This window comes from Flavobacterium sp. T12S277 (assembly GCF_048514875.1).
Classification (GTDB): domain Bacteria; phylum Bacteroidota; class Bacteroidia; order Flavobacteriales; family Flavobacteriaceae; genus Flavobacterium.
Map to the genome: position 1 here is coordinate 769,565 of NZ_JBLYEG010000001.1, position 25,538 is coordinate 795,102.

Annotated in this window: 18 protein-coding genes; 11 read left to right on the forward strand and 7 right to left on the reverse strand. The window is 35.9% G+C overall.

Features of this window, described 5'->3' with window-relative positions:
- Positions 1 to 161 precede the first annotated feature (161 nt).
- Together ACN1CN_RS03160 and gyrA are read right to left on the reverse strand one after the other, a co-directional pair.
- Positions 162 to 1,433, reverse strand: a complete 1,272-nt coding sequence (locus ACN1CN_RS03160) for a tetratricopeptide repeat protein (protein WP_291286529.1) — start codon at positions 1,431 to 1,433, stop codon at positions 162 to 164.
- Between the two features lie 43 nt (positions 1,434 to 1,476).
- Complete coding sequence (gene gyrA, locus ACN1CN_RS03165) at positions 1,477 to 4,122, reverse strand: DNA gyrase subunit A (protein ID WP_264523551.1); 2,646 nt, start codon at positions 4,120 to 4,122, stop codon at positions 1,477 to 1,479.
- A gap of 257 nt (positions 4,123 to 4,379) precedes the next feature.
- Between gyrA and ACN1CN_RS03170 the strand changes: the two genes are divergently transcribed.
- From ACN1CN_RS03170 to ACN1CN_RS03195, 6 genes are all read left to right on the forward strand, one after another.
- Entirely contained in the window at positions 4,380 to 6,926 is a 2,547-nt protein-coding gene (locus ACN1CN_RS03170; protein ID WP_264523550.1) for an ATP-dependent Clp protease ATP-binding subunit, read from the forward strand.
- 140 nt (positions 6,927 to 7,066) lie between these two features.
- Positions 7,067 to 8,434: a 30S ribosomal protein S6--L-glutamate ligase gene (gene rimK / locus ACN1CN_RS03175; protein WP_264523549.1), complete on the forward strand. Its 1,368-nt coding sequence runs from the start codon at positions 7,067 to 7,069 to the stop codon at positions 8,432 to 8,434.
- Positions 8,435 to 8,552: 118 nt separating this feature from the next.
- Positions 8,553 to 9,068 carry a DUF421 domain-containing protein gene (locus ACN1CN_RS03180; RefSeq protein WP_264526392.1) on the forward strand — a complete coding sequence of 172 codons (516 nt, stop codon included), beginning with the start codon at positions 8,553 to 8,555 and terminating at the stop codon, positions 9,066 to 9,068.
- Positions 9,069 to 9,171: 103 nt separating this feature from the next.
- A complete protein-coding gene (locus ACN1CN_RS03185; protein ID WP_173966663.1) occupies positions 9,172 to 9,507 on the forward strand; it encodes a PadR family transcriptional regulator in 336 nt (111 codons plus the stop codon).
- Complete coding sequence (locus ACN1CN_RS03190) at positions 9,504 to 10,121, forward strand: hypothetical protein (protein WP_419134632.1); 618 nt, start codon at positions 9,504 to 9,506, stop codon at positions 10,119 to 10,121. Before ACN1CN_RS03185 ends, ACN1CN_RS03190 begins: the two co-directional genes overlap by 4 nt.
- Positions 10,118 to 11,434, forward strand: coding sequence for a serine hydrolase domain-containing protein (locus ACN1CN_RS03195; protein ID WP_419134633.1), 1,317 nt, complete (start codon positions 10,118 to 10,120; stop codon positions 11,432 to 11,434). Before ACN1CN_RS03190 ends, ACN1CN_RS03195 begins: the two co-directional genes overlap by 4 nt.
- A 59-nt stretch (positions 11,435 to 11,493) precedes the next feature.
- On the opposite strand, the gene ACN1CN_RS03200 is transcribed toward ACN1CN_RS03195, so the two are convergent.
- The 4 genes from ACN1CN_RS03200 to hutH form a co-directional block, all read right to left on the reverse strand.
- A complete protein-coding gene (locus ACN1CN_RS03200; protein ID WP_419134634.1) occupies positions 11,494 to 12,888 on the reverse strand; it encodes an SMI1/KNR4 family protein in 1,395 nt (464 codons plus the stop codon).
- 171 nt (positions 12,889 to 13,059) lie between these two features.
- A complete protein-coding gene (locus ACN1CN_RS03205; protein WP_264523545.1) occupies positions 13,060 to 14,400 on the reverse strand; it encodes an inorganic phosphate transporter in 1,341 nt (446 codons plus the stop codon).
- A 32-nt stretch (positions 14,401 to 14,432) separates the two neighbouring features.
- Positions 14,433 to 15,077 (reverse strand): DUF47 domain-containing protein, encoded by a 645-nt coding sequence (locus ACN1CN_RS03210; RefSeq protein WP_017496503.1) that lies wholly within the window; start codon positions 15,075 to 15,077, stop codon positions 14,433 to 14,435.
- A gap of 48 nt (positions 15,078 to 15,125) precedes the next feature.
- A complete protein-coding gene (hutH, locus tag ACN1CN_RS03215; protein WP_419134635.1) occupies positions 15,126 to 16,640 on the reverse strand; it encodes a histidine ammonia-lyase in 1,515 nt (504 codons plus the stop codon).
- A 728-nt stretch (positions 16,641 to 17,368) separates the two neighbouring features.
- Here hutH and thrA point away from each other — a divergent pair.
- The 4 genes from thrA (at position 17,369) to ACN1CN_RS03235 (ending at position 24,550) form a co-directional block, all read left to right on the forward strand.
- Positions 17,369 to 19,816, forward strand: coding sequence for a bifunctional aspartate kinase/homoserine dehydrogenase I (gene thrA, locus ACN1CN_RS03220; protein ID WP_419134636.1), 2,448 nt, complete (start codon positions 17,369 to 17,371; stop codon positions 19,814 to 19,816).
- A gap of 173 nt (positions 19,817 to 19,989) precedes the next feature.
- Positions 19,990 to 20,913 carry a homoserine kinase gene (locus ACN1CN_RS03225; RefSeq protein ID WP_419134637.1) on the forward strand — a complete coding sequence of 308 codons (924 nt, stop codon included), beginning with the start codon at positions 19,990 to 19,992 and terminating at the stop codon, positions 20,911 to 20,913.
- Between the two features lie 349 nt (positions 20,914 to 21,262).
- Entirely contained in the window at positions 21,263 to 22,552 is a 1,290-nt protein-coding gene (thrC, locus tag ACN1CN_RS03230; RefSeq protein ID WP_419134638.1) for a threonine synthase, read from the forward strand.
- Positions 22,553 to 22,687: 135 nt separating this feature from the next.
- Positions 22,688 to 24,550 (forward strand): AAA family ATPase, encoded by a 1,863-nt coding sequence (locus ACN1CN_RS03235; protein WP_419134639.1) that lies wholly within the window; start codon positions 22,688 to 22,690, stop codon positions 24,548 to 24,550.
- Between the two features lie 147 nt (positions 24,551 to 24,697).
- Here ACN1CN_RS03235 and ACN1CN_RS03240 read toward each other — a convergent pair whose 3' ends face one another.
- A complete protein-coding gene (locus ACN1CN_RS03240; protein WP_419134762.1) occupies positions 24,698 to 25,135 on the reverse strand; it encodes a JAB domain-containing protein in 438 nt (145 codons plus the stop codon).
- Positions 25,136 to 25,330: 195 nt separating this feature from the next.
- Here ACN1CN_RS03240 and ACN1CN_RS03245 point away from each other — a divergent pair, with 195 nt between their 5' ends.
- On the forward strand, positions 25,331 to 25,522 hold the full coding sequence (locus ACN1CN_RS03245) for a helix-turn-helix transcriptional regulator (protein ID WP_419134763.1): 192 nt from the start codon (positions 25,331 to 25,333) through the stop codon (positions 25,520 to 25,522).
- Positions 25,523 to 25,538 lie beyond the last annotated feature (16 nt).

Consider the following 25,538-nt stretch of genomic DNA (forward strand, 5'->3'; position numbering starts at 1 on the left):
TGTTTTCTTTAAGTATTGAGCTATTATCTAATAGAAAAATTCCAAACTTTAAATTATTGAGATTTCAACCTAGCAATAAAAAAATCCAAATTCCAACAATACTTGGTATCATTGGAATTTGGATTTTGGAATTTAAAACTATTGAGTTTTATAAACTCTCGTTAATTCATTGTAGCTTTCAACGCTTTGGCTTCAGCAGTCATTTCTAACGCTTTGTAAACTCCTAATAAAGTTTTAGCAACATCCTCATTTTTAGGATCTAACTCGTTTGCTTTTTTAAGGAAAGGAATAACTCCTTTGAAAACACCTTCTCTTTGTGCTTTCAATACATCGTAACGTTTCATATCCTTAGCAGAAGTTCCCAATTTGTTCATTTCATCAATGATTGGTTTTTCAGCTTCTAATTTTAATGCTGCAAGGTTAAGGTAAGCATTAGCATAGTTTGGATTGATTTCGATTGCTTTTAGGTAATATTTCTCAGCATCAGCAGTATTTTTTGCATTAGCACTGATAACTCCTAAGTTAAAAACTAAATCAGCATTGTTTGGATCTTTTTGCAAAGCCTCACCTACTAACTTTTTGTATGTTTCGTAATCTTTAGACTCTAAATACAAATTCGCTTCTGTCAAAATCAAAGAAGAATCTTCCGGATTTGCTTTTCTTGCATCTGCAATAGCTTGCTTAGCATCTTCACTACGTCCTTTTTGAACCAAGATTAAAGCCAGGTTTTTGTAAATTTCACCTCTTTTAGAAGGAATAGCTTCTGTTTTAGGTTTTTCGTGAGTTCCTAATTTTACCGCTAAATCTCTTTCTTTACCATTGTTAAAACCATCTTCGTTACCAGAAATTTTATTAACAGCCGTGAAGCTTGTTCCTTTTCCTGAATAGTTTAATTTTTTTAACTCTTCGTACATTGGCAAAGCAAGATCAAAATCCTGAGCATTTACAGCTGTAGAAGCTGCATAGTATAAGTTGATTGTATCTTTTTTGTCTAACAAATAAGCATCATACAATTTTTTTGCTCCATCAGCATGTTTGGTTGCCTGAGAATCTGCAATTGCAGCGTTAATCAATTTTCCTTTTATTTCAGTAATAGAAGCTGCAGCCTGAGTAGAGTATTTAACTTTTCCAGATGCTTTTTCAACATCAATTAGTTTTTTATAAGTCTCAGCAGCAAGAGAAAGGTTTTTCCCCTCTTCTACTTTTTTATTTGCCAAATCTAAATAAGCATTACCTTTTACAAAATAGTATTGTGCTTGTTCAACATCTTTGGCATTTACTACCATATTTTCAGCATCTTTTAATATCGTAAGTGCTCCCTGAGCATCTCCGCTTTTTAATGCCTTTTCAGCACTCTTAATCTGATCCTTCTGAGCAAAAGTAGCTACTGAAATCAATAATGCTGACGCAAGTATTACATATTTACTTTTCATAATATTCAATTTGTGTATTTAATTATAAGTGGTTTATTTTCTACTATTCTTCAGATTCCTCTTCTTCAGAATCATCTTCATCCTCTAATTCTTCTTCTGAATCATCATCGTCGTCATCGTCTTCAACAACACCATCATCTTCAAGAACTTCTAAGTCTGGTTTCACTCTCTCAATAACCGATTCAATCACGTTACCGTCTTCGTCTACAACAACTTCGGCAACATCATCTTTCATTACTTTTGTTACCGCAGCAATAGAATCTTTACCTTTTAAGTTAATCAATCGAACTCCCTGAGTGGCACGCCCCATTACACGTAAATCTTCAATAGCCATTCTAATCGTTAACCCAGACTTGTTGATAATCATTAAATCATCAGCATCTGTTACCGCATTGATAGAGATTAATTTTCCTGTTTTCTCGGTAATATTAAGGGTTTTAACTCCTTTTCCTCCACGATTTGTAATTCTGTAAACATCCTCACCATCGTCGTCAACTAATTTAGTACGTTTTCCGTATCCGTTTTCTGTTACCACCAAAATTTGCGAATCGTTAACATTCTCTTTATCAATGGTTACCATTCCAATTACTTCATCGGTATCGTCTTTTAAAGTAATTCCACGAACTCCTGAAGCAGTTCTTCCCATCGGACGCGTTTTAGTTTCCTCAAAACGAACCAGTTTACCTGATTTAACTGCCAGAATAATTTGGCTCTCTCCGTTGGTTAATTTAGCTTCCAATAACTCATCACCTTCTTTAATCGTAATAGCAGCAACACCATTTACCCTTGGTTTAGAATACTTCTCTAAAGATGTTTTCTTAACCTGTCCTTGTTTGGTTACCATTACAAGATTGTGACTGTTGATATAATCTTTGTCTTTTAAGTCTTGTGTACAAATGAAAGCTTTTACTTTATCATCGCTCTCAATGTTTACCAGGTTTTGGATGGCTCTACCTTTTGCCGTTTTGCTTCCTTCCGGAATTTCGTAAACACGCATCCAGAAACATTTTCCTTTTTGTGTAAAGAACATCATATATTGGTGGTTGGTTGCCACGAACATATGCTCAAGGAAATCCTGATCTCTTGTTCCTGCACTTTTTTGTCCAACTCCTCCTCTGTTTTGAGTTTTATATTCAGTAAGGTTGGTACGTTTGATATAACCGGCATGTGAAATTGTAATCACCACATTTTCATCGGCAATTAAATCTTCGATACTAACATCTCCACCTGAATATTCGATAGTAGAACGACGCTCATCTCCGTATTTTTCACGGATTTCTTCCAGTTCTTCTTTAATTAAATTCGTTCTTAAATCGACATCTGCCAATAAGGCTTTCAAATGTTCGATTAACTTCATTAATTCGTCAAATTCAGCTCTTAACTTATCTTGCTCCAGACCTGTTAACTGACGCAAACGCATCTCAACAATTGCTCTGGCCTGAATGTCTGACAAATTGAATCTTTCGATTAATTTCTCACGGGCTTCTTCGGTATTTTTAGACCCTCTGATGATCGCAATTACTTCGTCGATATTATCCGAAGCAATAATTAAACCTTCTAAAATATGTGCTCTTTCTTCAGCTTTACGCAATTCAAAACGCGTTCTTCTTACTACTACATCGTGACGGTGCTCAATAAAATAATGAATCATATCTTTCAGATTCAACATTTGTGGGCGACCTTTTACCAGTGCAATATTGTTTACACTAAAAGAAGATTGTAATGAAGTATATTTATATAAGGTATTCAAAACTACGTTTGGCGTAGCATCACGTTTCAGAATGTAAACGATACGCATACCGTTTCTATCCGACTCGTCACGAATATTCGCAATACCTTCAATTTTTTTATCGTTAACCAAATCAGCCGTACGTTTGATCATTTCGGCTTTGTTTACCTGATATGGAATCTCGGTAACAATGATACATTCTCTTCCGTCTACTTCTTCAAAACCTACTTTAGCACGCATTACAATACGTCCTCTACCGGTTTTAAAAGCTTCACGAACTCCTTCATAACCGTATATTACACCACCGGTTGGAAAATCCGGAGCTTTAATATGCGTCATTAATTCGTCAACTTCAATATCGTTATTATCAAGATACGCTAAGGTACCATTGATTACTTCGGTTAAATTGTGTGGCGGCATATTGGTTGCCATACCAACGGCAATACCTGTAGCTCCGTTTACTAATAAAGTAGGAACTCTTGTTGGCATTACTTTTGGCTCATATAAAGTATCGTCAAAGTTCAACTGAAAGTCAACCGTTTCTTTTTCGATATCTGCCATGATATCTTCAGAAATCTTACGCATTCTGGCCTCGGTATAACGCATTGCTGCCGGGCTATCGCCATCAACAGAACCAAAGTTACCCTGACCATCCACTAATAAATATCGCATACTCCATTCCTGAGCCATACGTACCATCGCATCATATACCGAGGTATCTCCGTGCGGGTGATACTTACCCAGAACCTCTCCTACGATTCTTGCAGATTTTTTGTGGGCAGATCTTGATGTTACTCCTAAGTCATACATTCCGTAAAGAACTCTTCGATGCACTGGTTTCAAGCCATCTCTAACATCTGGAAGTGCTCTCGATACGATTACTGACATCGAATAATCGATGTAAGCTGATTTCATTTCATCTTCTATGTTAATAGGAATTAACTTTTCTCCTTCAGACATAAGTTGTTATATTAAATAATTATATTAGTTTCAAAGCGTGCCAAGATACGTTTTTTTGAAATTTTTTCAGCTATTTGCTTACACTTATTTCAATGATTTATTAACAACTTTATTTTAGGTTTTAGTTAATAAATTAAGCGTATTTTAACGCTTTTATTGTTATTTTTTTTGTCACTTAGCTGTCAGGAGATGCTGATGGGTACGGTTTTTGTTTTTCAAACAGTAATTCACTAAATTTACAATACCAATTATATATTATGGATGATAATTTTTCACCAAGAGTAAAAGATGTTATTACCTACAGTAAAGAGGAAGCCTTGCGTTTGGGCCACGACTTTATTGGTACTGAACATCTAATGCTAGGCATTTTAAGAGATGGAAACGGAAAAGCTATTCATATACTTAATAACCTTGCAGTCGATTTAGATCATTTACGCAGGAAGGTAGAAATACTTAGTCCAGCCAATCAAAGCGTTGAAGTAAATGCCGAAAAGAAAAACCTTCATCTCACGCGTCAGGCGGAAAGAGCCCTGAAGACCACCTTTCTGGAAGCAAAAGTATTTCAAAGCTCGTCGATTAGCACGGCGCACCTGCTTTTATGCATCTTACGAAACGAAAACGATCCAACAACCAAGCTATTGAATAAACTAAAAATAGATTATGACATAGCTAAAGAACAATATTTAAATATGACTCCAAACGAAGAAGAATTCTTAGAAAACTTGCCAAGAAACGAATCGTATAATGACGATTCAGGACAAGATGACAGTCTTAAAGAAAGTAGTTTTAACAATCCCGCCAATAAGTCAAACAAAAAATCCAAGACTCCGGTTCTGGACAATTTTGGGAGAGATTTAACAGAAATGGCAGAGGAAGGAAAACTGGATCCGGTTGTAGGACGCGAGAAAGAAATCGAACGCGTTTCTCAAATTCTAAGCCGTAGAAAAAAGAACAACCCGCTTCTTATTGGAGAGCCGGGAGTTGGTAAATCTGCTATCGCGGAAGGACTGGCTCTGCGCATTATTCAGAAAAAAGTATCCCGTATTCTTTTCCACAAACGTGTGGTTACCCTTGATCTGGCCAGTTTAGTAGCCGGAACAAAATACCGCGGTCAGTTTGAAGAAAGAATGAAAGCCGTAATGAACGAGCTGGAGAAAAACGATGATATCATTCTTTTCATTGACGAAATCCACACCATCGTAGGCGCTGGTGGAGCAACAGGTTCACTTGATGCTTCAAACATGTTCAAACCTGCTTTGGCAAGAGGCGAAATTCAATGTATTGGAGCGACTACTCTTGACGAGTACAGACAATATATTGAAAAAGACGGCGCTCTTGAAAGACGTTTTCAAAAAGTAATTGTAGAACCAACTTCTGTTGAAGAAACAATTGCCATCTTAAACAATGTAAAAGACAAATACGAAGATCACCACAATGTTACGTATACCCAGGAAGCTATTGAAGCCTGCGTTAAATTAACAAACAGATATATGTCTGAGCGTTTCTTACCGGACAAAGCTATCGATGCTCTGGACGAAGCAGGATCACGCGTTCACATTACTAACATTGATGTTCCGAAACAAATTTTAGACTTGGAACGTCAGTTAGAAGAAGTTCGCGAGATGAAAAACATGGTGGTTAAAAAACAAAAATACGAAGAGGCTGCCAAACTTCGCGACGACGAAAAACGTATCGAAAAAGACCTGGCTGTCGCTCAGGAACAATGGGAAGAAGACTCTAAAAACAACCGAATTGAAGTTACAGAAGATAACGTAGCCGATGTTGTTTCGATGATGACCGGAATTCCTGTTAACCGTATTGCACAAACAGAAAGCAACAAATTAGCCCAATTACCTGAATTGATTCAGAATAAAGTAATCGGACAAAATGAAGCTGTTTTAAAAATTGCACGTTCTATTCAACGTAACAGAGCCGGACTTAAGGATCCGAACAAACCAATTGGTTCGTTTATCTTCCTGGGTCAGACTGGGGTTGGTAAAACACAATTGGCAAAAGTTTTAGCAAAAGAATTATTCGATTCTGAAGATGCGTTAATCCGTATCGACATGAGTGAATACATGGAGAAATTTGCAATCTCCCGTTTAGTTGGAGCGCCTCCGGGATACGTTGGATACGAAGAAGGTGGACAGTTGACTGAAAAAGTTCGCAGAAAACCATATTGTGTAGTTCTTTTAGATGAGATCGAAAAAGCACATCCGGATGTATTCAATATGATGCTTCAGGTTTTAGATGACGGATACTTAACGGATAGTTTAGGTCGCAAAATCGACTTTAAAAACACGATTATCATCATGACTTCTAATGTTGGAGCGCGTCAGTTGAAAGATTTTGGACAAGGTGTAGGATTCGGAACTGCTGCAAAAGTAGCTCAGGCCGATGAAAACTCAAAAAGCATTATCGAAAATGCATTGAAGAAAACCTTTGCTCCTGAGTTCTTAAACAGAATTGATGACGTAATCGTATTCAATGCTTTAGAAAAAGCTGATATTGATTTGATTATCGAAATTGAACTTAAAAAATTGTACAGCCGAATCTCAGAATTAGGATACACTTTAAGTCTTACCGATAAAGCGAAAGCGTTTATTGCTGAAAAAGGATTTGACAGACAATTTGGTGCAAGACCTCTAAAAAGAGCGATTCAGAAATATGTTGAAGATTTGTTAGCAGAAGAAATCATCACTTCAAAAATACATTCAGGTGATGAAATCTTAATGGACCTGAAAGATGATTCTCAGGAACTATCTGTAGAAATCCACAAAGCCGAAGAGCCGACTAATCAATAAATTAGTTTTAATTTATAACAAGAATAACATGCCCGTTACGTTTTCATAACATAACGGGCATTTTTTTTGGAAAATTTGCTATCTTTAATAAAAGCAAATAGCTATTTTTGGCTATTAAATTCTATAATAAAAAACAACGTATGCTTCAAAACAAAGTCATTTTAGGTAGCGAAGAATGGTGCTCATTTCCAGAACTAGGGATCCCGACAATCAAGGCTCGTGTGGATTCTGGTGCCAAAACTTCGGCAATGCACGCTATAAACATAGCTCCTTTTATAAAAAATGATGCCAATTGGGTGAAATTCGATATTAATCCTATTCAGAATAATATTAAAACCATCATTCATTGTGAAGCACCGCTGGTTGACAAAAGAATTGTAAAAAGCTCAAGTGGTTTTAGAGAACACCGCTACGTGATTCAGACCCATTTAAAAATTGGCGATATCAAATGGCCTATCGAAATGACCCTGACCAACAGGGATTCTATGGGCTTCCGAATGCTTTTAGGCCGTGAAGCTATGAGCGGACGTGTATTGGTTGATCCCGAAGAAAAATACCTTTTAGGACAGCCAAGCCCTGAAGCCTTAAAAGAATTGTACCAAAACTCTGAAAAAGCAAGCTCAGGATTAAGAATTGGTCTTTTAGCCAGTAATCCCGAATTGTACAGCAATAAAAGAATCATGGAAGCGGGTGAAATGCGCGGACATGAAATGCATTTTTTGAATATCAAAGAATGTTATATGAAACTGGATGCCAAAACTCCCGAAATTCACTATCGTGGCGGGAAAATACTAAACCAGTTTGATGCTATCATCCCTCGAATCCGACCAAGTATTACTTTTTACGGTTGTGCTTTAACACGTCAGTTTGAAGCATTGAAGGTTTTTGTACTGAATTCAGCAACAGCCATCACCCAATCGCGTGACAAACTCTATTCGTTACAGCTGCTTTTAAACAGCGGAATCGACATCCCTACTACAGGATTTGCCAATTCACCGCTGGATACCGACAATTTAATTAAAATGGTTGGAGGCTCGCCTTTGATCGTGAAATTACTAGAAGGAACTCAGGGAAAAGGTGTTGTATTAGCAGAAACCAAAAAAGCTGCAGAGAGTGTGATCAATGCTTTTAAAAGCTTAAATGCAAACATCCTTGTTCAGGAATTTATTAAGGAAGCCAACGGAAAAGACATTCGCTGTTTTGTGATCGACGGTAAAGTGGTAGCTGCAATACAACGTGAAGCTATGCCTGGAGAATTCAGAGCCAATATTCACTTAGGTGGAACAGCATCTGTTATAAAAGTGACTGCCGAGGAGAAAAAAATCGCCATAAAAGCTGCAAAAGCTATGGATTTAAAAGTAGCCGGTGTTGACATTATCCGTTCTTCAAAAGGGCCTTTGTTGCTTGAAGTAAACTCATCTCCGGGTCTTGAAGGAATTGAAGGCGCTACCAACAAAGATGTTGCAGGTGAAATGATTAAAGCCATCGAAAAGAACTTTAAGTTATAATCGCTTCTTTTTCAGTAAAAATATTCATTTAGACCTCATGTCTAAACATTAATTTAGGAACTTTGTTGAAGTCATGCTTTGACAAAGTTTTTTTTTAATCCAAACACTAAAAGAAATGATGCTATCCCCCTATTTAGATATTATTTTAAGAAGTCTTTCCGTTTATTTTTTCATGACTATTGCCTTGAGAATTTTCGGCAAAAAAGAACTTTCGCAATTAAACACTGCCGATATTATTCTGATTTTACTGATTAGCAACTCCGTTCAAAATGCAATGGTTGGTCCGGATACCAGTCTTTGGGGAGGTTTGGTTGCTGCTTTAGCCTTATTTATCATCAATTACATCATCAAAAAACTGACTCACAAATACAAAGGTCTCAGCAATTTACTTCTCGACAAGCCCGAAATCCTGATTCATGATGGTGAACTGGACTTTAAAGCTTTAAGCAGACTAGACATTTCACACGAAGAATTAAAAGAAGCAGCACGTGAGCACGGTCTCGAACATTTGACCGATATCAAGCTTGCTATGCTGGAAATTGACGGTACTATTAGCATTATTTCAAAAGAAAAGCAGAATCTCAAACAAACACACTACAAGCGAAAACACAATCGCAAGAATCTGCAAAAATAAAACAGCATACTTAAATATTTAAAAATCAACATTTTAAACATTTAAAGTAAAAAACTTAACTATATACTTTGTTATACTATGTATTTTGTTATACATTAGCCACATGAACGAAACATTTGTAACAAACTGGAAGTCTCAGGTAAAGAAAGGCACTTTAACTTTCATTATCCTTAATGTGCTCAAAAATCAGGAGTACTATGGTTATGAACTTATCGAACAAATAAGAAAACATACCGAAATAGAAATCGCAGAGGGAACGCTATACCCATTAATGAACCGATTAAAAACAGAAGAACTGGTAGATTCGAAATGGGTCGAACAGGAAACCGGAATTCCAAGGAAATACTATTCCTTAACCGAAGCCGGCATCGCCACTTTGAGCCAAATGAATATTTACTGGGAAAATCTGGAAAAATCAATTAAAAAAATCATTCAATGAGAATAGAAGATATCAAATTCGAACAAAAAGCTTCACAACGCGTTTACAACAGCTACATGAAGCGCATCAAAAAAACAACCGCTTCACTACCAAAAATAGATCAGGACGACATTTATATGGAGTTTAACAGCCATATTTTTGAAGCCATTCAACATAGAAACGAAACAAACGAACTCGATTCTTTATTAGACAGCATCGAAAAACTTGGTTCTCCAGAAGAGATTCTAAAACCCCTTATTGCGGATAAAAAACTGGAACAAGCCACCAAAACATTCAATCCTGTTCATGTTTTCAAAGCTTTGGCATTAAACATTACCAATGGCATTTCGTACATCTTTTTCTCTATTTTATACCTTTTCCTATTTGGTTTTGTATTCCTGATTTTTGCAAAAATCATGAATCCTTCTCAGGTAGGTCTTCATATCAATAAAGATTCTATTTCTGTTTTCACATTAGGAATAATGAATCCCGAGGACCAAATCAAATACCACACTTACGAGGCTCTCGGTAATTGGTTTATTCCTGTCATGCTAGTATCAACCGTATTATCCTATTTACTTATAACCCTATTATTAAAACTTAAAAAATCAATCAATCAAAAATCATCATCATGAAAAAAATCATCATCAGCTGCTGCATTGCTCTTATCACGACGAGCGCTTTTTCTCAAACTTTCAATTCAAAAAAACTCGACAGCCTGTTTGCGCTTTTAGAAAAAAACAGCAAATACATGGGAAGTATTGCCATATCTGAAAACGGGAAAACAATTTACACCAAATCAATTGGTTTTGATGACCTTGCAAGCGAAAAAAAATCAAGCCTCAATACCAAATACAGAATTGGCTCGATCTCTAAAACCTTTACGGCATCCTTAATTCTTAAAGCGGTAGAAGAAAATAAAATCAACTTAAACCAAACGATCGACAAGTATTTTCCAACGGTAAAAAACGCCAAAACGATCACCATTGGCAACTTATTGAACCACAGAAGCGGCATACACGACTTTACCAATGACGACGATTACTTAAAATGGAACACTCAGTACCAGTCCAGAGCCAAAATGATCGAACGCATTTCTGCCGGTGCTATCGTTTTTGAACCTGGCACAAAAGGCCAGTACAGCAATTCTAATTACATACTGTTGTCGTACATATTGGAAGACCTTTACAAGAAGTCTTATGGCGAAATTTTAAGTCTGAAGATCACAAAACCTTTACACCTAAAAAACACATATCTGGGCGGTAAAATCAATCTGAACAACAACGAATGTTATTCTTATACGCTTGAAGGGAAATGGAATAAAGAAAACGAAACGGATGCATCAATTCCACTTGGAGCCGGAGCCGTAGTTTCTAATCCGACTGATTTAAATCTATTTTATGAAAGTCTTTTTGCCGGAAAAGTAGTTTCTACAGAACATTTAAACCAGATGAAAACCATTAAAGACAAATTCGGAATGGGGCTTTTAGAATTTCCGTATTACGAAAGAAAAAGCTACGGACACACTGGCGGAATTGATGGTTTCAGATCTGTTGCAGGCTATTTCCCAAATGAAAAATTAGCCTTGGCTCTAACTTCCAACGGAATGGGTTACGACAATAATAACATCATGTTATGCGCTTTGAATTCGTATTTCAACAAACCCTTTACAATGCCGGTCTTTAGCAATGTTGCGGTTACCCCTGCAATTCTGGATTCTTATTCCGGAACTTATGGCAGTTTACAGATTCCGTTAAAAATAAGCATTTCTCAAAAAGACAATACTTTAATTGCTCAGGCCACAGGTCAGCCTTCTTTTCCTTTAGAAGCTACAGCCACAAATGCCTTTAAATTTGATGCTGCCGGAATTGTTCTGGAATTCAACTCCGAGAAAAAAGAAATGACACTAAAACAAGGCGGGAAAGATTATTTGTTTACAAAAGAATAAAATTTACTGCATACCAATACAAACAAAAAAGCTGATTTCGCGATTGAAACCAGCTTTTTTTATTTCCAAAATTGATACCATTTCGTATCCTGATTATCGGTTTCAAAATCTGTATTCACTTTCTTAATCGTTTTATTGGTCAAACCATATGCTTTCAGTCTATGATTGAGGTTTACCAGAATATAATCTTTTTCTACAGGGAATTTTTCAGCAATCATTTTATAATGTTTTAAAAGCCTTTTATCCTCAACCCCATCCAATGCCTGCAAAGTGGTATGAATAACTCTGTTTGAACTATCCTTAAGACCTTCTATAAAAACAGCAGTATACTTGTTTTTATCCTTCATTTGCCCAAGCGAATAATAAGCACTAACTCTTATTGACTCACTTTTATTAGACGTAAACGGAATAATAATAGCTCCATAATCCAGCTTCATTTCTTTCAACAGATACGTGCAAAATCTGAAGGTTTCCTCCTCTTCAATCGCATCAGCATTTGCTTTTATAACCTCTAGCCAATCTGTACTTTTGTTTTTTGCATACCAAAATACAAATTGAAATACCGTCAGCAGGCTCTCTTTTGTAAAGTCCATTAAATGCGGTTTTGCGCGTTCATAATCGAACTTCGTGAGCAGCTGAAGTATTGTTTTCTGAATTTCTCCTGAACTTATTTTATATTGTTCTTCCAAAACACTAAGAGTTTCAACATCTAACACCTCTTTTTTTAAGATTCCGTTGAGACATTCTTCCTTAGTTTCAGCATCCTCTGTAGAAAAATATACTTCTAAAATGTAAGCTGACAATCCGCCTAATGTATATCGAAACAAATGAGGCTCTTCTATCATTGTATTTTCAGGAATAATTTCATCAAGCCATCTTTCATACCAATCTAAAAAACCGGACTCAAAAACAAAATAGGGTTTCTGTCTGTCGATATCAATATTTACAACCCGTCCTTTAAATTCTCCATTTAAAACAAGTCCGTAATAATAAGAACAACCCTGACTGGCAATCGGCAGTATTCCGCCAAACATTTTACCAAGTTCCGCATCAAAATCTTCTTGAGAAATATCGTCATTCTCTTCAATATTTTGCGTTAGTTCTGCCCAGAATTCATCACTAATTTTTGGATAAATGCTACAATCCTGCTTTAAGCAATTTTCAGGATTACTATTAACAAATTCCTCCAGATTTTTCCCCAAAGGAAATATTCCATAAGACGGCCCTGCAGCTGAATCCTGATAAGATATTCCACCATTGGCAATATGCAGTAAAAAGGCTTTATAATCGTCCGGAAGCTCGAGATTATACTCGGTTTCAAAACGGATAATCTGATCGGCATTAACCGTTTTTCCAATGGTATATTTATGACTGTCAGCCCCAAAAACCTTTAAGCCTTTATCTGCATTTTTCGCCAGGAGCAACTTTCTTTTTATTCTTTCTATCTGATTCAATAGGTCTGTTTTCAATCTGTATTTCTTTCTTTATTTTTAAGTAAATATAAATACATTATACTTCAAAATAACCCGTTTTAACAAACAAAAAAGCCGATTTCAAATTGAAATCGGCTTTAAAATATTTCGATAAAATGTGATTTACCTCTCACATTTCACAATAGTCATTTACTACATAAATACACTCAATACAAAGTAAACCAAACCAGCTAATATAGCCGAAATAGGAATCGTTAGTATCCAGGCCCAGATTAAACTTACGGTAACTCCCCAACGAACAGCGGAAACACGTTTTGTTAATCCAACTCCAATAATAGAACCTGTAATGGTATGTGTAGTACTTACCGGAATTTTTAAGTGCTCTGTAAAATAAAGTGTCAAAGCTCCCGCAGTTTCAGCTGCAACTCCTTCAAACGAACTTACTTTTGTGATTTTAGAACCCATTGTTTTCACAATTTTCCATCCACCACTTAAAGTTCCGGCTGCAATTGCAGAATAACAAGCCAAAGGAATCCATCCCGGCATTACTCCTTTTACACCTAAATCATCGTTTGGTAAAACAACATCTAACCAGGAATCCATATGTACACCCGGATTGGTGTTGATATAAACTGCTACTGCAGCTGCAATAATACCCATTACTTTTTGAGAATCATTTCCTCCGTGACCTAAACTAAAAGCCGCAGAAGATAACAATTGCATTTTTTTCAACGCTGCGTCTGCCTGATGAAGGTTCAAACTACTGAATATCAAACAAAACAAACTTACCGTTAAGATGATAAAAGCAACTAAAAACCATTTAATATTATGCGGATCAAAAGCTACACTCCAAAAATGAGATTCAAAACGTGGTTTTCCATGCTTAACAATCTCCTCATAAGGAACCATTAAACTGCTCACCATCCAGATTGTTGCTATCATCAAAGCTACTGTAAAGATCTTTGGACCAATACTTTTACGAGAAGCATTTAACAACCAAATCGAAATTAAGTAAGAAGCCAAAGCCCCCAATAATGGTGCTAAGACAATAAAAGCAATAATAATAAGAACTCCCGAAGGCATTCCACCATCTTTACCTGCTTTGTACCAGCTTACGATTTCGTACCAGTAGTGTGTTGTTCCGTCTTCACCAACATATCCTGAGAATCCGTGCACTGCAATCGCATGCGCAATTGCTGCTCCGGCAAAACCACCGATCAAAGTATGCGAAGAACTTGAAGGAATCCCCAACCACCAGGTCAATAAGTTCCAACAAATAGCCGCAATAACACCGGCAAGAATTACAACCAGGTTAATCTCCATGGTGTGCGCTGTTTTAGCAACAGTATCGGCAACACCAAATCCAAAAACCCAATAGGCCAGAAAGTTAAAAAATGCTGCCCAAAGAACGGCCTGAAAGGGCGTCAAAACCTTTGTCGCAACAACGGTAGCTATAGCATTTGCCGCATCATGAAAACCATTGATGTAATCAAAAATTAAAGCTAATACTATAATAATTATAAGTAGCGTCATAAAATTATAACTTCAGAATGAAATAAATTGAATTAAGAATGTTTTACAGAAATAGATTCCAGTATGTTCGCAACACTCTTACATTTGTCTGTTGCTGATTCTAAAACAGATAACACTTCTTTATATTTAATAATATTTTTAGCGTCTGTTTCGTTTTCAAAAATTTCAAAAACTGCTTTGTTATAAACATTATCCGACTTATTCTCCAGTTTATTAATTCTGGCACAAGCTTCTTTAATAATGTTCATGTTTTTTAAGTTACTCAACTCTTTTACAGCGCTGTCAATATTCTGACAAGCTTCAAGATTGATTTCGGTCATTTTTCTGATCGATTTTGTAATCTTATCTACCTGATACAATTTCATTCTGCTTGCTGCACCATGAAGGTAATCGGCAACGTTATCAATTGAAGTAATCAATGTATGAATATCCTCTCTGTCAAATGGAGTGATAAAATTTCTACTCAATTCAAGATTGGTTTGACGTGTAATGTCTTCTCCTTTTTGCTCTAACTCATCAATTTTTTGAAAAAGAACTTCTCTTTCTTTTAATGGAAGGTTTACAGCTTCGTGTAAATTAGAAGCTAACTCAATTAGATTGCTTGAAGCTTCTTCAAAAAGTGGAAAGAATTTCTTGTCTTTCGGCACTAAAAATTGGAAAATACTGTTTATTGACATTTTTATATTTTTGATAGTGCAAAATTACTTCAATATTATTTTGTCATGTTAAGCCATTGTTAACAAATCGTTTTCAATTTGGAAACTGTCAAGGAATTCAACTGTTTTTTTAATATCATAATGCAGAATTCTGTCTTCTTTAACCAACGGCACGACCTCTCTGTAACTGTTCAAAAACATTTCGATGAAATCGCTTGATTTTAAAGGCGCTCTGTAAGCAATCGCCTGAGAAGCATTCAACAATTCGATTGCCAAAATACGTTCCAGATTGTCCATAACACGCAATGCTTTTGTAGCTCCGTTGGCTCCCATACTCACATGATCTTCCTGTCCGTTACTTGAAACGATACTATCGATACTTGACGGAGTTGCCAATTGTTTGTTCTGACTTGCGATACTGGCAGCAGTATATTGCGGAATCATAAATCCTGAATTTAATCCCGGATTATCTACTAAAAACGCAGGAAGATTACGCAATCCTGAAATCAACTGATAAGTTCTTCTTTCAGAAATACTTCCCAATTCAGCCAAAGCAATTGCCATGAAATCCAACGCCAAAGCCAAAGGCTGTCCGTGGAAATTTCCTCCCGAAATAATCTGATCGGCTTCTATAAAAATATTTGGATTATCTGTAACCGAATTGATCTCGGTTTTAAATACTTTTCTAACATAATCAATGGCATCTTTTGAAGCACCATGAACCTGTGGCATACAACGGAAAGAATACGGATCCTGTACATGTTTTTTCTCCTGAGCGATGATCTCGCTTCCGTCTAAAAATTCAGTAATGCGTTGTGCCGTTACAATTTGCCCTTTGTGAGGACGGATAAAATGAATCAACTCGTTAAAAGGCTCAATTCTTCCATCAAAACCTTCTAATGAAATAGTTCCGATTAAATCTGCCAAATACGAATTTTTATAGGCTTTTAATAAAATATGTGCTCCATAAGCACTCATGAACTGAGTTCCGTTTAGCAAAGCCAAACCTTCTTTGGACTGTAAAACGATAGGTTCCCAGCCAAAATGTTTTAAAACTTCAGCAGCAGCTGTTTTTTTTCCTTCAAATAAAACCTCTCCCTCCCCTAATAAAGGCAAAGATAAATGTGCTAAAGGCGCTAAATCTCCTGAAGCTCCCAAGGATCCCTGAGTATAGATTACAGGAAGAATATCATTATTATAAAAATCAACCAAACGCTCTACGGTCTGCAATTGAATTCCGGAATGTCCGTAGCTCAAAGACTGAATTTTAAGCAACAGCATCAACTTTACAATTTCAGCAGGAACTTCTTCTCCGGTTCCGCAAGCATGTGATTTCACTAGATTTTCCTGAAGCTGAGATAAGTTTTCATTTGAAATTTTCACATTACAAAGTGATCCAAAACCAGTATTGATTCCGTAGATAGGTTCTGAATGGGAAGCCATTTTTTTATCTAAATAATCACGACATTTCTGAACGTTTACTTTTGCTTCTTCTGATAATTCAAGCGTTTTCTGGTTGACAATAATTTCCTGTAAAGCTTCTAAACTTAAGGTCTCCGTACTTATATAATGGATTTCTCTCATGTTGTTTTAAATTTAAGACTTCAAAATTCAGCAAATCAATATTAAAAAGCAACATTTATTCCTAATAATTAAAATTTGATTCTCACAAATTCCCCGATTTTGTTCTTTTCACAATAGTAATCATACAAAATCGGGATCGTTTTTCTGTATCAAAATGGCCCCTTCGAATTTTAACAAGAAAATTAAAAAAAGCACTCAATTCCTAGTAAACTTATAGACTAATGACGTTTTTCAGTGTTATTTGGGATTAAAAATCAACTTGTTAACACCGCCTCTACCAAATATAAACCCGTATATTTATACGAATCCAATAATTTAACAGACTCAATTCTGACAAAAGCTCAATATTAATTTGATGCCATTTGATTTTTTAAAATATTCATAAAAAGGCCCGAAAGATTTTTAACTTTTATAAAAAACTGTACTTTTGAAAAACCTAAATGAAAAGTAACAGCGCAAAATATCATTCTACACTAACAACTCAAACCGGAGTTGCAATTGCTGCTACAACCATTTCTACTACAACAACTACTACCCCTTAGGGGTATACATTTTACATATCATCCAGGTTACCTAGTACTTTTTTCTAAGAAGAAGAGAGTTATTGGATACATAAAAAACATTTACAAAGAAAAAAAATAGTCGCAGTTTTCAGTTTCAGTTCACAGTTGATAACCTTTGAACCTTTGTTACTAAAAATCTTTGCACCTTATTAAAAAACATCAAAAATGAAAGTATTAAAATTTGGCGGAACTTCGGTTGCCAATGCACAAAATATAAAACTAGTTCTCGAAATTATAAATCAAAAATCTAAGCAGGATCAATTAGTTGTGATAGTATCTGCTTTAAGCAAAGTCACTGATTTACTGCAATTGGCAGCTGCAAAAGCGGCGGCTAACGATGAAAGTTTCAGAGAAATTGTTGCCGAAATCGAGAAAAAACACCTAGACACTTTAAAAGAATTGATCCCGGTTAGCGAGCAAAGCAGCTTGTTAAGCCACGTAAAAAGAATCATCAATCACTTAGAAACTTTATTGGACGGCTGTTTTTTACTGGGCGAATTATCTCCCCGAACTTCAGATACCATTTTAAGTTTTGGAGAGCTGCTTTCGTCTTACATCATTGCACAGGCGTACCAGCAAACGGATAAAAATGCGGTTTATAAGGACAGCCGTGAACTGATTAAGACCAACAACAATTTTGGAAAAGCAGTTGTTAATTTCGAAGTTTCCAACCAGCTGATCAGGGAATATTTTGCCGAAAACCAATCCAAAATCAATATACTTCCGGGGTTTATTGCTTTAACTCTTGACGGAATCGCTACTACTTTGGGTCGTGGAGGCTCTGATTATACTGCAGCTATTATTGCCGGAGCACTTGAAGCAGAACAATTGGAAATTTGGACGGACGTTAACGGAATGTTTACTGCCAATCCTAAAATTGTGAAGCAGGCCCACCCTATTGCAACCATCTCGTATCAGGAAGCGATGGAGTTATCGCATTTTGGAGCCAAAGTACTGTACCCGCCAACCATTCAGCCTGTTTTAAGAAAAAACATTCCCATTTTAATCAAAAATACTTTTGAACCGGAAGCCGAAGGAACGCTAATTTCCGATCAGGTTTCGTCGAAAGATACGGTTGTAAAAGGGATCAGTCATATCGATAATATTTCATTAGTAACCCTTGAAGGTCCTGGAATGATTGGAGTTTCGGGTTCATCAAAACGTTTGTTTGAAGTATTGTCGCAGGAAAAAATCAACGTGATCTTTATTACTCAGGCTTCTTCTGAACATTCTATCTGTATCGGAATTCTAAATTCGGATGCCGAAAATGCAGAGGCTGCGATCAACAGAGCTTTTGAAGTAGAGATTTCACAAAATAAAATCGATCCTTGTATTGTCGAAAAAGACCTTTGCATTATTGCCTTGGTGGGCGAAAACATGAAAAACCATCAGGGTTTAAGTGGTCGAATGTTTAGCACTTTAGGAAAAAACAATGTCAACATCCGCGCCATTGCACAGGGGGCTTCTGAGCGTAATATCTCGACGGTAATCAACGAAAGAGACGTTAAAAAAGCATTGAATACTTTACACGAAAACTTCTTCGAAGAAAACACCAAACAGCTCAATTTATTTGTGATGGGTGTTGGAAATGTAGGTGAAAAATTCATCGAGCAAATTCACAATCAAAGAAGGTTTTTAAAAGACAATTTGAAGATTAACGTTCGCGTCATCGCTTTGTCTAATTCCCGAAAAATGCTTTTTGACGAGGACGGAATTTCCTTAAAAGAATGGCAATCGGCTCTGGACAAAGGTGAAAACGCTAATAAAGAAGCCTTTATCGCCCGTGCGAAAGAACTGAATTTACGTAACAGCATTTTTGTCGACATCACTGCAAATGCGAGTGTTTCTGAAACCTATGAAAATTTCTTAAAACAGAGTATTGCGGTAGTGACTTGCAACAAAATTGCCTGTTCGTCTGCTTATGACAATTATAAAAAATTAAAGAACTTATCCCGCCAATACAACGCTCCATTTTTATTTGAAACCAATGTTGGCGCTGGATTACCAATTATAGATACCGTAAAAAACTTAATCGCTTCGGGAGATAAAGTACATAAAATTCAGGCGGTTCTGTCCGGAAGTCTGAACTTCATATTCAACAATTTCGACAAAGACAATTCTTTTCATGATGTTGTAAAAGAAGCCGGAGTACAAGGTTTTACAGAACCGGATCCTAAAATTGACTTAAGCGGAATCGACGTAGCCCGTAAAATCCTGATCCTGATTCGCGAAAGCGGTTACGAAATGGACATTGATGCAATCGCCAACGAATCGTTCCTGCCAGCTGAATGCCTTGCCACAACCAACAACGATGACTTTTTTGCTTCTTTAACGCAACATGCTCCTCATTTTGCAAAAATCTATGACGAAGCAGTAAGCAAAGATTCCAGATTGAAATATGTAGCACAATTCGAAAACGGAAAAGCAAGTGTTGGTCTGCAATTCATTCCAAAAGAGCATCCTTTTTACAATTTAGAAGGAAAAGACAATATTGTACTTTTCTACACCGATCGCTACGTAGATCAGCCATTACTGATCAAAGGCGCCGGAGCAGGTGCCGCGGTAACCGCATCAGGAATTTTTGCGGATGTAATTAGAATTGGAAACATATAATTTTTTGTTTCAGGTTTGAAGTTTAACCGCAAAGCACGCAAAGGATTACGCAAAGTTCGCAAAGCCTTGTTTTTTTCTTGTGAACTTTGCGAAAAAACCTTGCGAACTTTGCGGTTAAGCTCACAAAGTTTAGCAACTTGAAACTTTAAACCTGAAACCTGAAACAACAGAAAATGAAAGAAATAAAACTATTTTGCCCGGCAACTATCGCGAATCTTTCGTGTGGATTTGATGTGCTTGGGCTTTGCTTAGACAATGCGGGCGACGAAATGATTGTTCGAAAAGTCGCTCAGAAAGGAGTCCGAATTACTAAAATTGAAGGAGCCAATTTGCCTTTAGAAACTGATAAAAACGTTTCGGGGGTTGCAGCTCTGGCAATGCTGGAAACTTTAGGCGAACTGGATTTTGGCTTCGAAATCGAAATTTATAAACATATAAAAGCCGGAAGCGGAATCGGAAGCAGTGCTGCCAGTTCTGCCGGAGCGGTTTTCGGAATCAATGAGCTTCTGGGACGCCCTTACTCCCGTAAAGATTTGGTGCAATTTGCTATGCAGGGCGAAAAATTAGCCAGCGGAAACGCGCATGCCGATAATGTTGCTCCTGCCCTTTTGGGCGGTTTTACGCTCGTAAGAAGTTACGCGCCCTTAGACATTATCCGAATTGACAGCCCCGAAGAATTGTTCGCTACCGTGGTTCATCCTCAAATTGAATTGAAAACTTCGGATGCACGCTCGGTACTAAAACAAAACGTCTCACTCAAAAGTGCCATCATGCAGTGGGGAAATGTAGGCGGGCTTGTCGCAGGCTTATACACCAAAGATTACGATTTGATTGGAAGATCTCTTCATGACGAAATCGTTGAACCTTTAAGAAGTGTTTTGATTCCGGGATTTGATCAAATCAAACAAACGGCACTTGAAAATGGTGCTCTGGGTTCAGGAATTTCAGGTTCTGGTCCTTCGATTTTCGCTTTAAGCAGAGGAAAAAATACCGCCGATCAAATCGCCAAAGCCATGAGCGATGTTTATGAAAAAATGAATTTACCTTATGAAATCCACGTTTCAAAAATTAATCCTGATGGAGTACGCATTTTGTAATTTGTAAAATGTGAGATGTACTTTGCGAAATGTAAAATATATTAAGCAAGAAGAGTCAAGCATAAACACAAAGTTTGCCAGACTAAGCGAAGTCGAAGTCCCCCCAATTATGGCACACCCAGTTTGTCATTTCGACGAAGGAGAAATCACACAAGTGATGACGCACTGTTGGCGAGCTCCTAATGTGATTTCTCCTTCGTCGAAATGACAAGATTGTGGAATTACCTATTTAGCCCAGACTTCGACTTCGCTCAGTCTGACAAAAAATACGATTAAAACGAATTGAATAAATTATATGCAAGGCAAAAAAGCTTAAAGCTTACTGCCTAAAGCCTAAAGCAAAAAAACAATGAAATACTATAGTTTAAATCATAATGCCCCAAAGGTTTCGTTTCAGGAAGCCGTAATACAAGGACTTGCGAGTGATAAAGGATTATACTTCCCCGAAAATATCACCGCTTTAGATCCGTCATTTTTTGATACAATCGAAAGTTTAAGCAATGAAGAAATTGCTTTTGAAGCTATCCAGCAATTTGTGGGAGATGAAATTCCTGCTTCGACGCTAAAAGAAATTATTGCCGAGACTTTATGCTTTGATTTTCCGGTGGTGAAAGTCGAAAAGGATATTTATTCACTAGAATTATTCCACGGCCCTACCATGGCTTTTAAAGATGTTGGAGCGCGTTTTATGTCACGTTGTCTGGCGTATTTTAACAAAGACAAAAAAAATAGTAAAAACACTGTGCTTGTGGCTACTTCCGGAGATACCGGGGGCGCCGTTGCCAGTGGTTTCTTGGGTGTTGACGGTGTCGATGTTGTCATTTTATATCCATCAGGCAAGGTCAGTGACATTCAGGAAAAACAATTAACCACTTTAGGACAAAACATTAAAGCACTTGAAGTTGACGGAGTTTTTGACGATTGTCAGGATATGGTTAAAAAAGCGTTTTTAGATGAAACTTTGGCACACAAAAATCTGACTTCGGCCAATTCGATTAATATTGCGCGCTGGCTGCCTCAAATGTTTTACTTTTTCTTTGCTTATAAAGCGTTGAAAAATCAAAACAAACCGCTGGTTTTCTCTTGCCCAAGTGGGAATTTCGGAAACATCTGCGCCGGAATTATGGCAAAAAGATTAGGATTACCCATCGAACACTTTGTAGCCTCAACAAACGTAAATGATACGGTACCCAGATTCTTAGAAAACGGAAAATACAATCCGAAACCTTCTAAAGCGACAATCTCCAATGCCATGGATGTTGGAAATCCAAGTAACTTTATCCGAATTCAGGAATTGTACAATAACGACTTAAAAGCATTCGAAAAAGACTTCTCTTCTTATAGTTATACCGACGAAGAAACACTTGTTGCTCTAAAAAATATTTATAACACAGACGGTTATATTGCAGAGCCACATGGCGCTGTTGGCTATTTAGGTTTAAAAAAAGAACTGGCAAAACACCCCAACGCCATTGGTATTTTCTTAGAAACAGCACATCCTATTAAATTTTTGGATGTTGTTGAACCGGCATTAGGAATTACACTTCCGATTCCTGCTCAGATTGAGAGCGTTATTAATGAGGAGAAGGTTAGTGTGAAGATTGGAACTTATGAGGAGTTGAAGGCGTTTTTACGGTAAAATATATTTTTTATAAAGTTTTAAAAGCCAGAAATTATATTGATATATAATTTCTGGCTTTTTATTTTAATCAACTTTTTATAAGAAAAAATTTGTTATGTTTGACATAAACATATCATCATCAAAAACTTATTTATGAAAAAAATTTGCATTAAACTAAATGAGAAATATAAATCTTTTGATGAAGGTTTTGAAACTGAATTAGAAGGAGAATTGATAATATTATCAGGCATCAACGGTTCTGGAAAATCACAAATCATGAATATTATTCATGGTAAAAAAGACAACCCAAACAAAGGTAGAAAAATAGAAATTTTAAAAACTACTAAAATTGATGGAATTGATATAAATTATAAAATGATCGAATTTAAATCATTTAAAGACAACATCAACATCCCAGAAGTTATAAAATCTTCATCTTCAATAATTAACAGCAATATTGACCAAGCATTTCAACACTATAAAACTAGTGGTCTGGAAATCACAAATCACAATAATTCAAATTTCAAAGATTCTTGTGAGCAACTTATTAAATTACTTGGTGCATTATACACCCCAGGTAAGAGAGATATATCTGAGGATGCATTCAAGATGGTAATGCGAGATAATAAAATTGTATGGAAAGCTGATGATCAATTTACTGATTTTATTGGACATCTATTTTACACTCATGCTATAGAAATAGCTGAAGGTCAAAAAAATGCAGGAAAAGTAGATGGTCCTGCGTTTGATCCTTTAACAATTGGCCTAGCTCCATGGACAGAATTAAATCAATTATTTGAGATTTTAAAGCTCGATTATCGATTCAAGAATAATTATGAAGTGAAATTTGCTGAACTAACAGAAACTCCTTTACTTTTTCAAATCGATTCAAATGGGAAAATCATTGAAACAGAAAGTCGCCCTCTAAAAGATTTATCTGATGGTGAAAAAACTATAATATCATTATGTTTTACATCTTTACAAAAAAATAATCTGGACGAGATAAAATTATTATTATTAGATGAATTTGATGCAGTTTTAAATCCTTCTTTGATAGAGAGTTTCTTTATTGTGATTAAAAAGTACTATCTTGATAAAGGAGTTATTGTTATTTTAACAACTCACTCTCCGGCTACGATAGCGCTTGCTCCAGAAAACACTTCTTATTATGAAGTATATAAGAAAAATATTTATCCAAATAGAATTATGCCTATTAATAAAAAGGAATATTCTGAGTTAAAAAAAATAAATAAACAATTCTATGACAAGATTGATGATCAAGCAGGGCGAATTAAAGAATTAGAAGCTTATGTGGAATCAGAAAAAGATATATTAATAATTACTGAAGGAAAAACTGATTGGAAATATATTCTAAAAGCTTTAGAGTATTTTCATTCAAAAAAAGAGTTTTTAGAAATTAGTAGTGATTATTTTTATCGCTATGGTACAGAAAATGATGTAAAGGAAAAAATTTGCAGTACAACTGAAATAAATGAACTCGGTGATACAAAGCTTAGAGCTTATCTCGAATCTTTGAGTAAAACAAGAAACATTGACGTAAATAATTCTAAAGTAAGAATTGGAATATTTGATTCAGACAACAATAGCATAACTGTTATAAATGAAAAAGAGAAAAATATTTTTTCTTTCAAAATTGAGCCTAATAATATTTCTACTGAATTTTTATTTTCTGAATTAGAAATCAAAACTAAAATCGGAGATTATAGCTTATTTATTGGTGATGAATTTCACAAAGACAGCAAAATTAACCTTACCAATTCATCATTAAGTTTAGGCGGGGAAAATCAAAATATAAATAAAGCGGGAAAAAGAACCATTATAGAATCGAATGTATACAATAGAGATTCTGTTAATCTTGCTTTACCTAAAGAAAAATTTGCACAAGCTGTCTACAATGGAGACATAACTATTTCTGATAAAAGTTGGGAAAATTTTAGACATATCTTTGAAAAAATTTTAGTTTTTTTGCCTATTAAAGAAGAAACTAAAGCCTAAAAAACTTTTTTTGCCCTCTGCTAGCGCGAACGTCTCGCTCGTGTCCGTTTCAATTGGCTTTTGAATTTCTTTGAGTTTATGGGCAAGACGCTCGCGCTAGCGATAACAATGATAATTTTATACTCAAACACGAAACTTTCTGACTGTTTACATATTACCATTATCCGCTAAAGAGTAATAACCTTCCGGGGTAATGATTAAAAGATCTACTACTTCAATGTCCAGAATAGTACCTGCCTCTTTGACTTTTCTAGTAATTAGTTTATCGGCAGTAGAAGGAAATACTTTGCCTGACGGGTGATTGTGCAGCATAATAAGAGCGGTTGCTTTTGCTTTAAGCGCTGCCGTAAACAATAATCTAAGATCGACCGTAGTTGCGGTTATGCCTCCTGTAGACATTTCATAAATTCCCAGCACCCTATTTGCCTTGTTGAGCAAAAGAATTTTAAACTGCTCTAAAAACTCTATTTTGTCCGGATTCCAGGATTTCAAAGCCAACTTATAAGTTGCTTTGGACGAAGTGATATGAGGTCGTTCTGAGGCTTTTACCTTGGTTTTGTAAATCAGTTCAATTTCTGATGCAATTCTCCAATCTTCCTTTTCTTTCTTCGTTTTTCATAAAAAATATATCAAATTTCAATACAAATATATACTAAAATATAATATTTCACAATACATTTTTATATTATAATTTAACACACTAATAGAAAAACTATCAATAGGTAATAATTTTCTATGTTAAATAACATTATACTCAATAGATTAATGGCTGATATCAAAATGAACAGAATCAAAGAAGTACTTAAAGAACAAGGAAGAACACAAACATGGTTGGCCGAAAAAATTGGAAAAAGTTATGTCGTGGTAACGAATTACTGCAACAATAATACTCAACCAAGCGTTGAAGTTCTGAGAAAAATTGCAGAAGTATTAGATGTTGATGTTAGAGAATTGTTGGTTTCAACAAAATAGACAAAAATAGCAGCTT

Bases quoted from the DNA above. Each gene is read 5' to 3' on its own strand.
- ACN1CN_RS03180 (WP_264526392.1), top strand. From the start codon at position 8,553: ATGCTATCCCCCTATTTAGATATTATTTTAAGAAGTCTTTCCGTTTAT.
- ACN1CN_RS03160 (WP_291286529.1), bottom strand. From the start codon at position 1,433: ATGAAAAGTAAATATGTAATACTTGCGTCAGCATTATTGATTTCAGTA.
- ACN1CN_RS03205 (WP_264523545.1), bottom strand. From the start codon at position 14,400: ATGACGCTACTTATAATTATTATAGTATTAGCTTTAATTTTTGATTAC.
- hutH (WP_419134635.1), bottom strand. From the start codon at position 16,640: ATGAGAGAAATCCATTATATAAGTACGGAGACCTTAAGTTTAGAAGCT.
- rimK (WP_264523549.1), top strand. From the start codon at position 7,067: ATGCTTCAAAACAAAGTCATTTTAGGTAGCGAAGAATGGTGCTCATTT.
- ACN1CN_RS03190 (WP_419134632.1), top strand. From the start codon at position 9,504: ATGAGAATAGAAGATATCAAATTCGAACAAAAAGCTTCACAACGCGTT.
- gyrA (WP_264523551.1), bottom strand. From the start codon at position 4,122: ATGTCTGAAGGAGAAAAGTTAATTCCTATTAACATAGAAGATGAAATG.
- ACN1CN_RS03185 (WP_173966663.1), top strand. From the start codon at position 9,172: ATGAACGAAACATTTGTAACAAACTGGAAGTCTCAGGTAAAGAAAGGC.
- ACN1CN_RS03170 (WP_264523550.1), top strand. From the start codon at position 4,380: ATGGATGATAATTTTTCACCAAGAGTAAAAGATGTTATTACCTACAGT.
- ACN1CN_RS03210 (WP_017496503.1), bottom strand. From the start codon at position 15,077: ATGTCAATAAACAGTATTTTCCAATTTTTAGTGCCGAAAGACAAGAAA.
- thrA (WP_419134636.1), top strand. From the start codon at position 17,369: ATGAAAGTATTAAAATTTGGCGGAACTTCGGTTGCCAATGCACAAAAT.
- ACN1CN_RS03235 (WP_419134639.1), top strand. From the start codon at position 22,688: ATGAAAAAAATTTGCATTAAACTAAATGAGAAATATAAATCTTTTGAT.
- ACN1CN_RS03225 (WP_419134637.1), top strand. From the start codon at position 19,990: ATGAAAGAAATAAAACTATTTTGCCCGGCAACTATCGCGAATCTTTCG.
- ACN1CN_RS03195 (WP_419134633.1), top strand. From the start codon at position 10,118: ATGAAAAAAATCATCATCAGCTGCTGCATTGCTCTTATCACGACGAGC.
- thrC (WP_419134638.1), top strand. From the start codon at position 21,263: ATGAAATACTATAGTTTAAATCATAATGCCCCAAAGGTTTCGTTTCAG.
- ACN1CN_RS03245 (WP_419134763.1), top strand. From the start codon at position 25,331: ATGAACAGAATCAAAGAAGTACTTAAAGAACAAGGAAGAACACAAACA.